General features: G+C 69.0%; 8 protein-coding genes. 1 reads left to right on the forward strand and 7 read right to left on the reverse strand.

Annotated elements, in window-relative coordinates:
- The 4 genes from CCN51_RS21655 to CCN51_RS21670 form a co-directional block, all read right to left on the reverse strand.
- A partial coding sequence (locus tag CCN51_RS21655; protein ID WP_211303240.1) for a family 1 glycosylhydrolase occupies positions 1 to 484 on the reverse strand: 484 nt, incomplete at its 3' end.
- A gap of 29 nt (positions 485 to 513) precedes the next feature.
- Positions 514 to 1,386 (reverse strand): carbohydrate ABC transporter permease, encoded by an 873-nt coding sequence (locus CCN51_RS21660; protein WP_078610789.1) that lies wholly within the window; start codon positions 1,384 to 1,386, stop codon positions 514 to 516.
- Positions 1,379 to 2,377, reverse strand: a complete 999-nt coding sequence (locus CCN51_RS21665; protein WP_043492636.1) for a carbohydrate ABC transporter permease — start codon at positions 2,375 to 2,377, stop codon at positions 1,379 to 1,381. Before CCN51_RS21665 ends, CCN51_RS21660 begins: the two co-directional genes overlap by 8 nt.
- A 14-nt stretch (positions 2,378 to 2,391) precedes the next feature.
- Positions 2,392 to 3,711, reverse strand: a complete 1,320-nt coding sequence (locus CCN51_RS21670) for an ABC transporter substrate-binding protein (protein ID WP_014181944.1) — start codon at positions 3,709 to 3,711, stop codon at positions 2,392 to 2,394.
- A 186-nt stretch (positions 3,712 to 3,897) separates the two neighbouring features.
- Here CCN51_RS21670 and CCN51_RS21675 point away from each other — a divergent pair, with 186 nt between their 5' ends.
- Positions 3,898 to 5,232, forward strand: coding sequence for an ROK family transcriptional regulator (locus CCN51_RS21675; RefSeq protein ID WP_014181945.1), 1,335 nt, complete (start codon positions 3,898 to 3,900; stop codon positions 5,230 to 5,232).
- Positions 5,233 to 5,235: 3 nt separating this feature from the next.
- Here the strand turns inward: CCN51_RS21675 and CCN51_RS21680 are convergent, their stop codons facing one another.
- The 3 genes from CCN51_RS21680 to CCN51_RS21690 all read right to left on the reverse strand — a co-directional run bounded on the left by CCN51_RS21680 (position 5,236) and on the right by CCN51_RS21690 (position 9,270).
- Entirely contained in the window at positions 5,236 to 6,276 is a 1,041-nt protein-coding gene (locus CCN51_RS21680) for a LacI family DNA-binding transcriptional regulator (RefSeq protein WP_014181946.1), read from the reverse strand.
- A gap of 61 nt (positions 6,277 to 6,337) precedes the next feature.
- Positions 6,338 to 8,086, reverse strand: coding sequence for a discoidin domain-containing protein (locus CCN51_RS21685; RefSeq protein ID WP_014181947.1), 1,749 nt, complete (start codon positions 8,084 to 8,086; stop codon positions 6,338 to 6,340).
- Positions 8,087 to 8,181: 95 nt separating this feature from the next.
- Entirely contained in the window at positions 8,182 to 9,270 is a 1,089-nt protein-coding gene (locus tag CCN51_RS21690) for a DUF1996 domain-containing protein (protein ID WP_014181948.1), read from the reverse strand.
- Positions 9,271 to 9,828 lie beyond the last annotated feature (558 nt).

The following is a 9,828-nucleotide window of genomic DNA, read 5'->3' on the forward strand; positions in this document are numbered from 1 at the left end:
CCCGGTCGCCGAGGCGGTCGGCCGTCACCGAGGCGTACGCGGCGAAGTGCTCCGCGGTGTCGCGTACGGGCCAGCCGCCCCGGTCCTGGAGCGCCTGCGGAAGATCCCAGTGGTACAGGGTGACGGAGGGGGTGATGCCCGCTTCCAGCAGGCCGTCGATCAGCTCGTCGTAGAAGGCCAGGCCCTTGGCGTTGACCGGCCCGTCGCCGCCCGGCATCACCCGTGGCCAGGCGATGGACAGCCGGTAGGCGTTGGTGCCCAGCCGCTTCATCAGCCCGATGTCCTCGCGCCAGCGGTGGTAGTGGTCGCAGGCCACGTCGCCGTGGTCGTCGCCCGCGATCTTGCCGGGGGTGTGCGAGAAGGTGTCCCAGATCGAGGGCGACCGTCCGTCCTCGGCGACGGCTCCCTCGATCTGGTAGGCCGAGGTGGCCGTGCCCCAGAGGAAGTCGTGTGGGAGGGCTGTGAGATCCAGGAGTTCGGACACGTACGTCCTTTCAGAGGGGGTAAGGCCGGTCACTTCACGGCTCCGGCGGTGAGTCCGGCGACGAGATAGCGCTGCAGCAGGAGGAATCCGGCGACCACGGGGACGCTCACCACGAGGGAGGCGGCCATGATCTGGTTCCAGTAGACGTCGTTCTGGCTGGCGTAGCCCTGGAGGCCGATGGCGAGGGTGCGGGTGGTGTCGTTCGTCATCACGGATGCGAAGAGCACCTCGCCCCAGGCGGTCATGAAGGCGTAGACGGCCACGGCGACGATGCCGGGGGTCGCGGCCGGGACGACGACCCGCAGCAGCGCGCCGATCGGGCCGCAGCCGTCCACCAGCGCCGCCTCGTCCAGGTCGCGCGGGACCGAGTCGAAGTACCCGATGAGCATCCAGATCGAGAACGGCAGCGAGAAGGTGAGATAGGTGAGGATGAGGCCGCCGCGGGAGCCGAAGAGGGCGATGCCGGTGGTGTTGCCGATGCTGACGTAGATGAGGAACAGGGGCAGCAGGAAGAGGATGCCGGGGAGCATCTGTGTGGAGAGCACGGTGACGGTGAACACGCGCCTGCCCCGGAAGCGGTAGCGGCTGACCGCGTAGGCGGCGAAGACCGCGATCACCACCGAGCAGACCGTGGCCGCGCTCGCCACGATGGCCGAGTTCACGAAGTAGTCGGCGAGCGGGACGGTCGACCAGATGTCGATGTAGGGGCGGATGGTCAGCCCGCTGGGCAGCCAGCGGAATGTCCCCGACACGTCCTGCAGCGGCTTCAGGGAGCTGGAGATCATCACGTACACCGGCACCAGGACGAAGCCGGTGAGCAGGGTGAGGAAGATCCGGCGGGCCCAGAGGAAGGACCTCGGGGCGGCCATCGGTGAGCGGGGCTTGGATGTGGCGCTAGACATCGGCTGTCTTCCTTCGTCGGGAGGTCAGCAGGAGGTAGACGCCCGTCACCACGAGGAGGAAGAGCAGCAGGAGGACGGACATGGCGGAGCCGGTGCCGAAGTTCCATGTGACGAACGACGACTGGTAGATGTGGATCGAGATGAGGTCCGCGGCCTCCGGCGCCGCCTTGCCGAACAGCGCGAACGGCGTGTTGAAGTCGTTGAACGTCCACAGGAACAGGACCAGCACCAACACCTGGTTGACCGGGCGCAGCGACGGCAGGGTGATGTGGCGGATCTGCTGCCACATGCCCGCGCCGTCGAGGGCTGCCGCTTCGTAGAGCTCCCGGGGGATGTTCTGCAGGCCCGCCATGACGATGAGAAACGCGAACGGCCAGCCCTTCCACACCGACACGGTGAGCAGCGCGATGAAGCTGTTGTCGCCGATGAGCCAGAAGGAGGGCTTGTCGGTGAGGCCGAGCTGGTCGTGCAGGACGTGGTTCACCAGGCCGTTGTCGTGCTGGAACATGAACGCCCAGGTGATGACGGCGGTGTACACGGGGAGCGCGTACGGGACGAGGAACAGGGTGCGCAGCAGGCCGCGGCCGCGAAAGGTGTCCTGCAAGAAGATGGCGGTGGCGGTGCCGAGCAGCCAGCACAGTCCGACCGACAGCAGGGTGAATCCGCAGGTGACCAGGAACGAGTGGAGCAGCGCCTCGCCGACCGGCGCGTCGAAGTCCACCGAGAGCTGGTAGTTGTCGAAGCCGGACCAGGGGGCGGTGGTCCAGTCACGGATGAAGAACTGGGTGAGCTCCTTGAAGCTCATCAGGATGCCGATCGCCATCGGCACCAGATGGACCAGGAGTTCCAGCAGCAGGGCCGGCAGGAGCAGCAGGTACGGCAGTGCGATGCGGCGGATCCGCCCGGTGCGGCGCGGGCCTCGCGCCGCACCGGGGGACTTCCCCGGCGCCGCCTGCTTGTCGACCTGTGCGGTGGCCGTCGTGGTGGTCATGGGGATGTCCGCGGTCACTTCGCCGGCATCTGCTGCTGGGCCTTGTGGAGCCGTGCTTTCACCGACTCTGTGGTCACGGCGCGTCCGGCGGCGGCGTCGGCGAACAGTTCCTTGACGGCTGTGCCCACCGCCGTCTCGAACTGAGACTCCTGGGGGACCTGCGGCAGCGCCTCGGCGCTCTTGGCGAGGGTGCTGCGCAGAACGGCCGTGGCCTGGGTGTTGAACGCGGGGTCGGACTGGGCGGCCTTGACCGGCGGGATGGAGCCGTACGCCGTGTTGAGGATCTTCTGCTCGGCGTCGCTGGTCATGAACTTCACAAACTTCAGGGCGCCGTCGTGGTTGTCGGTGTTCTTGAAGACGGCCATGTTGATGCCGGCGACCATCGAGTTGACGGAGGTGCCGGTGCCGGGGGTGCCGGAGGGGGTGGGCGCCGGGGCCACGCCCCACTCGTCGTCCTTCATGCCCAGCGACTTGAAGGTGGCGGAGGCCGTCTGCCACAGCACCATCGCGGTCTTGCCCTTGGCGAAGTCGCTGAGGGACTGGTTCTGGGCGTACTCGGCGTTGCCCGGCGGGATGGCCTTGTCCTTGGCCATCAGGTCGACGTACTGCTTGATCGCGGCGACCGCGCCGTCGGAGGTGAAGTCCGGCTTGCCGTCGGCGGTGAAGAAGTCCGCGCCGTGCTGCTTGGCGAAGACGAAGGCGTGGTGGATGTTCTCCGACAGGTTCGCCCCCTCGGCGCCCAGCGCCGCCGCGCCGTGCTGCTTGATCTTCTTGGCGTCCGCGACCAGTTCATCCCAGGTGGCAGGCGGCTTGGCGATGCCCGCGTCGGCGAAGATCTTCTTGTTGTAGTAGAGCGCGTACGCCATCGAGTACAGCGGTACGGCGGCCGGGTCCTTGCCCTGCGCTCCCGTTGAGCCGAGGGCCGAGTCCACGAAGCGGTCCTTGCCACCGATCGTGCGGAAGTTCTCGGCGTCCCACGGCAGCAGGGCCCCGGATGCCTGCAGCGAGGCGCTCCAGGTGTTGCCGATGTTCAGCACGTCGGGGCCCTGGCCGGAGGTGGTCGCGGTGAGGATCCGGTTCAGCAGTTCCGACCAGGGCACCACCTCCAGCTTGACCGTGATGCCGGTCTGTTCTTTGAACTTGTCGAGTTCGGGCTGAAGGACCTTCTTGTCCACGTTGATGCTCGCGCCCTGGTTGGAGGCCCAGTACGTGAGCGTCTTCGGCGAGTCGTTGGACCCGTTTCCGGCCGTGGACGAACCGCCCCCGCAGGCCGTGGCGGCAATGGCGAGTGACAAGGTGACGGCGCCGATGGCCGCGGCTCGGATGCTGCGCATGGCTCCAGGTGTCCCTTTCCGGGAGTCGAGTACGCCGAAGAGGGCCCGGGCATGTCGATGTGCGTTCAACTCCCGAAGCCTCTCATGGCTTAATTTACGACGTGAGTTAAACCTCAAGAGAAAGGCGCGTCAAGGGATCCGGCAGTAGGTATCTTGTTACGCGGAGCCCGGACTTGAGGAGGTCAGGTGGCTGCACACAACAGCCGCACGGTTCGTGACCTGCGGCGGGAGAACCGCACAGCCGTGCTGCGCCGGTTGTTCTTCGACGGGCCGATGAGCCGCCTCTCGCTTGCCCCCGCGACCGGGCTGAGTTCAGGCTCCATCAGCAATGTGGTCACCGAACTGCTCACCGAGGGGCTGGTGGAGGAGGCCGGAAGCGTCGACTCCGACGGCGGCCGCCCCCGCACGCTGCTGCGGATCGCCCCGCGCAGCGGCCACCTGATCGGGGTGGACGTCGGTGAGACCCGGGTCCGCGTCGAGCTGTTCGATCTGTCACTGGCCGAGCAGGGCCGCGCGGAGCGACCATTGCCCACGCGCGGGACCGCCCGCCCGGACCGCTACGACAGCGAACTGATCGCGGGCCACATCCGAGACGGTATCGCCGAGGTCCTGGAGGTGGCCGGGCTCACCCCCGCGCAGATCCTCGGCGTCGGCATCGGCACCCCCGGAATCATCGAACACTCCGAGGAGGACGGTGCGGTGGTGCACTGCACCCCGATCGGCTGGGAGGCGGTCCCGCTGGAACGGATGCTGCGCCAGTCGGGCCATCTCCCCCAGCAGGTGCCCTACTTCATCGAGAACGGCGCCAAGACGCTGGGGCAGGCCGAGATGTGGTTCGGCGCCGGGCGCGGTGCGCGCAGCGCGGTGGTCGTACTCTTCGGCTCGGGCGTCGGCGCCTGCGTCGTCACCGATGACGTGGAGCACGGCCGGGCGGTGGAGTGGGGCCATCTCACCGTGCGGGTGCGGGGCCGCCGCTGCCGCTGCGGGGCGCTGGGCTGTCTGGAAGCCTACGCGGGCGCGGAAGCACTGCTGGAACGCTGGCAGGAGGCGGGCGGGCAGCCGCCGACCGACACCGACGAGGAGACCGCCCTGACGGCGATGCTGGCCGGCGCCTACCCCCCGGACGGCGCCAATCCCACGGCCGGAGCGGACGGTGGCGCTCCGGACCCGGTGGCGGCCGCCGTCCTCGCCGAGACCGCGGAGTACCTGGGCGCGGGGCTGTCCGACCTGATCAATCTCTTCCAGCCCGAGCGCATCCTCGTAGGCGGCTGGGCCGGCCTCCAACTCGGCTCGCGCTTCCTGGAGTCGGTGCGCCGCCACGCGCTGTCCTACGCGCTGCCGTACCCCTCCGGACGTGTCGGCATCGACCTGGGCGCGCTGGGTCCTGACGCCGTGACCGTGGGCGCCGCGACCCTGCCGCTCGCCGACTTCTTCGCACGCGGCGGGCGCCGCCTGCCCGCGCCCCCCGCACCGGAGCCGTCCCCCGGGTGGCGCACCAGCCTTGGCACACGACTGGTGTAGGGACTACGCCGATTCCCGTACCACCAGCTCCGGTTCGAAGAGGACTGAGGTCGGCTCGGTTCGTATGCCCCGGACGTGCTCGTCGAGCAGCCGGGCCATGGTCGCCGCCATGTCCTCCACCGGCTGGCGCACCGAGGTCAGCGGCGGCCGGCAGGTGGTGGCCACGCTGGAGTCGTCGAAGCCGACGACCGCGACGTCGTCGGGCACCCGTCGGCCGCGTTCCCTCAGCACCTGGCAGACTCCCTGGGCCATCAGGTCGTTGGCGGCGAACACCCCTTCCACATCGGGATGTTCCGCGAGCAGCGCCGTCATCGCCGTCACCCCGCCGTCCAGTGTGAAGCCCCCCTCGGCCACCGGAACATACGGATGGCCCCCGCGGGCCATGGTGTCGCGGAACCCGGCGAGCCGCTCCTGACTGGCGGACACGGCCGACGGCCCTGACACGGTGGCCACCTTCCGGCACCCCCGGGCCAGCAGACGCTCGGCCGCGAGGCGGCCGCCGTCCCAGTGCGCCAGGTCGACATGGCTGAGCGCGACCGGCCGCACGGGCCGGGCGAACAGCACGGCGGGCAGTCCGGCGTCGGCCAGCAGCGTGGGCAGCGGATCGCCGGAATGGGTGGACACCACGAGGGCGCCGTCCGCGTTCCCCTGCCGCAGATACCTCAGCACCTCCTGCCTGGCCTCGGAGGACTCGGCGAACATCAGCACCGGGTGCATCGAGCGAGGCCGCAGGAATCCGACCACCCCACCGACCACCCGGCCGAAGAACGGGTCGGTGAACACCCGCGCGGCGAAAGCGTTCTGCTCGTCCTCCGAGGACTCGCCGACCCCGGAGACGACGAGCGCAACGGTCCCGGTACGCCGGGTCACCAGCGATCTGGCCGCCCGGTTGGGCGTGTAGCCGGTCCTCTCGATCGCGAGACGCACCAGGTCCTGGATGGCCGGATCCACGTTGCGGACGCCATTGACGACCCGGGAGACGGTCGCCCGGGAGACGCCGGCCTCCCGGGCGACATCCTCCAAGGTCGGGGCCTGTCGGTTCATGTCCGCACCCTAATGGCAGCGCGCCCTGCCGTCATAGAGCGCTCTCCCGCCCCGCCACGGGTCAGCGGTAGACGCCGAACTCGTAGAGCGAGTAGCCGTAGCCGGTGCCGCGGGCCGTGCCGTGGACACGGACGTAGCGGCCAGTGCCCGAGACGTCGAAGTCGTCGACGCCGCCGTTGCCGTCGGTCACCTCACGGACGGTGCGCCAACTCTGGCCATCATCGGAGGTCTGGATCGTGTACGCCTTGGCGTAGGCGGCCTCCCAGGCAAGCTGGACGTGGCTGAAGGCGGTGGACGCCCCGAGGTCCACCTGGAGCCACTGCGGATCGCTCCAGTCGCCGGCCCATCGGGTGTCCGTCCTGCCGTCCACGGCGCTGGCGGCGGTGCAGGGGCAGTCGCCGCCGGCCGTCTGATAGGAGGAGGCGGTGGCCGACTTGCCGAGGGCCACATTGGTGCCGTTCACGGCGGGTGGGACGACCCGTACGGAACGGGTCTCGATGCCGACGTTGCCCTTGCCGTCGGTGGCCTTGACATAGACCTTCCACACGCCGAGCCGGTCCGGCGCGGTGACCCTCAGCCGGCCGCCGCCGAGGTCGGTGGCGGGCAGCGGGGTGAGCTTCTTGTCCTTGTCGATGTACATGGTGCTGCCCAGCACCTGGTAGGAGATGGCGTCGCCGTCGGGGTCGGTGGCATTGACCGTAAGGGTCAGGGGGCGGCCTGCCTCCACCTTGGCGGCATCGCCGTCCACGGCCAGTCCGGAGAGGACCGGTGGCGTGTTGTCGCGCGAGGTGTCCGCGCCGTACGCATTCTTCACCACGTAGTACGACAGCCGCTTCTGGCCGGCGGGCAGCAGGTTGAACCAGACGCCGCCGAAGTCGTCCTCGGTGCCGTAGTGGAACATCGTGGCGCCGAGCGCGACACCCTTGTGGCCGGTGACGCAGTTCCACGCCTTGGTGTAGCCCTCGGCCTTGGCCCGGTCGGTGGGCTCCTGCGGCACACCGTTGGGGTCGTCGGGGACCTCCCACTCCCCTGCGGGGCCGGTCTCGGTCACGATGTACGGCTTGGCGTAACCGCCCTGTTCCCAGGTGGCCTTGATGTCGCAGACGGCGTTGTAGGAGTTGACGGCATACAGGTCGAGGTCGGGGGCGTTCTTCCGGTAGTACGGCCAGGCGCCGGTCCACGCGTCGGTGGAGGTGACCGGGTGGTCGGGGTCGATGCCATGGATCTTCTTGGCGATGTCGTTGACGAACGTGGTGTAGGCGTCGCGCTGTCGTTCCAGCTCATCGCCGCTGTAGCAGTTCTGCAGACCGAGCACCGACTCGTTGCCGACGTTCCACATCAGCACGCCCGGGTGGTCCTTGTAGGCGGAGACCCATGTGGGGAACTCGGCGAGCATCTGGTCCTTGTAGGCGGTGTCCGTCCGGTAGTTCACACAGCCGCCGCTGCCCGGCCCGCCGCCGGGCTGCAGCCAGAAACCGGCGATCACCTTGATGCCGTGGGCGGCCGCGGAGTCGAAAAGGGGTTTGCTGGTGGCGTCGGTGCCCCAGGTGCGGATGGTGTTGACGCCCATCGACCGCAGGTCGGGCAGGTAACGGTCGGCGTCCGCGATGGCGGGGCCCCAGGTCAGGCCCTTGATCTGATACGGCTGGCCGTCCACGGTCAGCCGCCAGTCACCGGGGGCTCCGGCGACCTTGACGACGCTTCCGGCGGCGTGTGCCTGCTGGCCGGGCAGCGCGAGGGCGCCGGCAGTCAGCAGGCCGGCGGTGAGGGGCGCCGCGATGCGGCGTGGAACGGTACGGGTCCGGGTCATGGTGGGGTGTCTTCCGGAGTGTGGGGGACGTGGAAGGGGGAAAGGGGAAAGCGGCCCGGCCGCGCCGGTATCCACCCGGGCGGCCGGACCACGGTTCAGGGCAGTTCGTAGTGGTCGTTGAGGGCCGCTCCGGCCTCGGGGTGGGTCTGGTCGTAGCCGCGGGCGTCGCACTGCAGCGCCCCGACGACGCAGTGGTCGACGAGCGCCTTGAGCGTGGGCGCGTCCCAGGCGTTGAAGAAGTCGTAGTGGAACGACCAGCTCGGGCCGCTGGCCAGCCTCACCTGGGAGAGGTCACCGTTGACCGGGAAGGCCATCTTGAACTCGACCATCGGCAGCGCGACCGGGTGGTCGGCGGGGCACACATTGTTGTTCGTCCCGGGGTTGACCACGGGGTACGCCATATGGCTGCGGTGGTCGGGCGTGTCCAGGTACTTGCCGTCCCAGCAACTGGGCGCCTGGAAACGAATGTTGAGCTGGACATCCGGCCGGCTCGGGCAGTCCTTGGGGAACTCGATGTTGAAGAAGCTGTCGCCGCACTCCCAGCCCTCGACGAAGCCGGGGTGGCGGCGGAACTCCTCGGCGCTCTGCATCGGGTTGCCCACCACGAAGCGCAGCCCCTTCGGGAACGGCCGCACGCTGGTGTAGTCGGTCACGCCCGCCTTGTAGTAGATGGTCTGCGGGCCGACCGGCAGCACCGGCCGGTCGCCCTGGAAGAGCGTGGGCATCCAATAGCCCGACTTGTCCCCCGGCGCCTTGCAGGAGGTGCGGCCGGCGTCGAGGGAGGCCGTGGTGCTGGCCGCGTCGGTGGTGGTGTTGCCCATGAAGGTGTGGTCATGGGACGCACCCGGCTGCTGCGGATACACGATGGGGTCGTCCGGCTTGGTGTGGCTCACCGAGCAGTTGGCCTGGAACTCGTGGAAGTAGCGGTGGGGCGGCTCCTTGGTGGACGGGGTGACGCCGGTGACCGGCGGGTCCGCGGGAATGTATCCGTCGCCGTCCGGGTCCTCGGGCGAGGAAGCGGACGGCGCCGCCATGGCATGCCCCGCGTGGGCGGCCGTGACGCCGCCCACGGGCTGCGCCGGGGGCGCATCGGCGCTCATCGCGATGCCACCGAGCCCGAGCGAGGTCAGCAGCAGCGCGCCTGCGATCAGGGTTCCTGAGACGATCTTCGATCTCCGTGCCATGGAGACTCCTGCCACATGGAGAGAAGGCGAAAGTGGTCAGGCGGCCGGGCACTGCGAGGATCCGCGGCGCCGTGGGTGCGGGCCGGGCCGCCCGTATGACGGGCCGTCACAGGCCCGCGACAACGAGTGGGAGAGCGCTCTCCGAGATGGGAGTGTCACGGCGGTGACGCGAAAGTGTCAAGGCATCGAGCGGAGAGGATCAGCGCCAACTTCTATTACTTCTTGAAGATAACGACCGCAGACACCAACGGCCATATCCCACCCAAGAGCCCCCAAACTGCCTGAACAACCCTGCGAATTGGTGATCGAAAAGCAACAACGGACAAGGAGTACGGTCACAACTCTTGACGTGTCGTTCACGTGGATGAAGCATGCGACGGCAAGAGAGCGCTCCCTCACCCCCCATCTCGTTCATTTACTGAACCAGGAGAGTCGCCCCCATGACGCCTTCCTCCAGGCATTCCTCCCCCGACCGCTCCCCCGACCGCCCCGCCGACCGCCCCCCCGTCGGCCGCCGAGCGGTCCTCGGCGCCGACGGCCGCCGCCGCCGCGGCCCCC

It is taken from the genome of Streptomyces milbemycinicus, assembly GCF_002154605.1.
In the GTDB taxonomy this organism is placed as follows: Bacteria; Actinomycetota; Actinomycetes; order Streptomycetales; family Streptomycetaceae; genus Streptomyces; species Streptomyces milbemycinicus.

Excerpts from the sequence above, each read along its gene's own strand:
- CCN51_RS21660 (WP_078610789.1), bottom strand. The coding sequence starts at position 1,386 with ATGTCTAGCGCCACATCCAAGCCCCGCTCACCGATGGCCGCCCCGAGG.
- CCN51_RS21665 (WP_043492636.1), bottom strand. The coding sequence starts at position 2,377 with ATGACCACCACGACGGCCACCGCACAGGTCGACAAGCAGGCGGCGCCG.
- CCN51_RS21670 (WP_014181944.1), bottom strand. The coding sequence starts at position 3,711 with ATGCGCAGCATCCGAGCCGCGGCCATCGGCGCCGTCACCTTGTCACTC.
- CCN51_RS21680 (WP_014181946.1), bottom strand. The coding sequence starts at position 6,276 with ATGAACCGACAGGCCCCGACCTTGGAGGATGTCGCCCGGGAGGCCGGC.
- CCN51_RS21685 (WP_014181947.1), bottom strand. The coding sequence starts at position 8,086 with ATGACCCGGACCCGTACCGTTCCACGCCGCATCGCGGCGCCCCTCACC.
- CCN51_RS21690 (WP_014181948.1), bottom strand. The coding sequence starts at position 9,270 with ATGGCACGGAGATCGAAGATCGTCTCAGGAACCCTGATCGCAGGCGCG.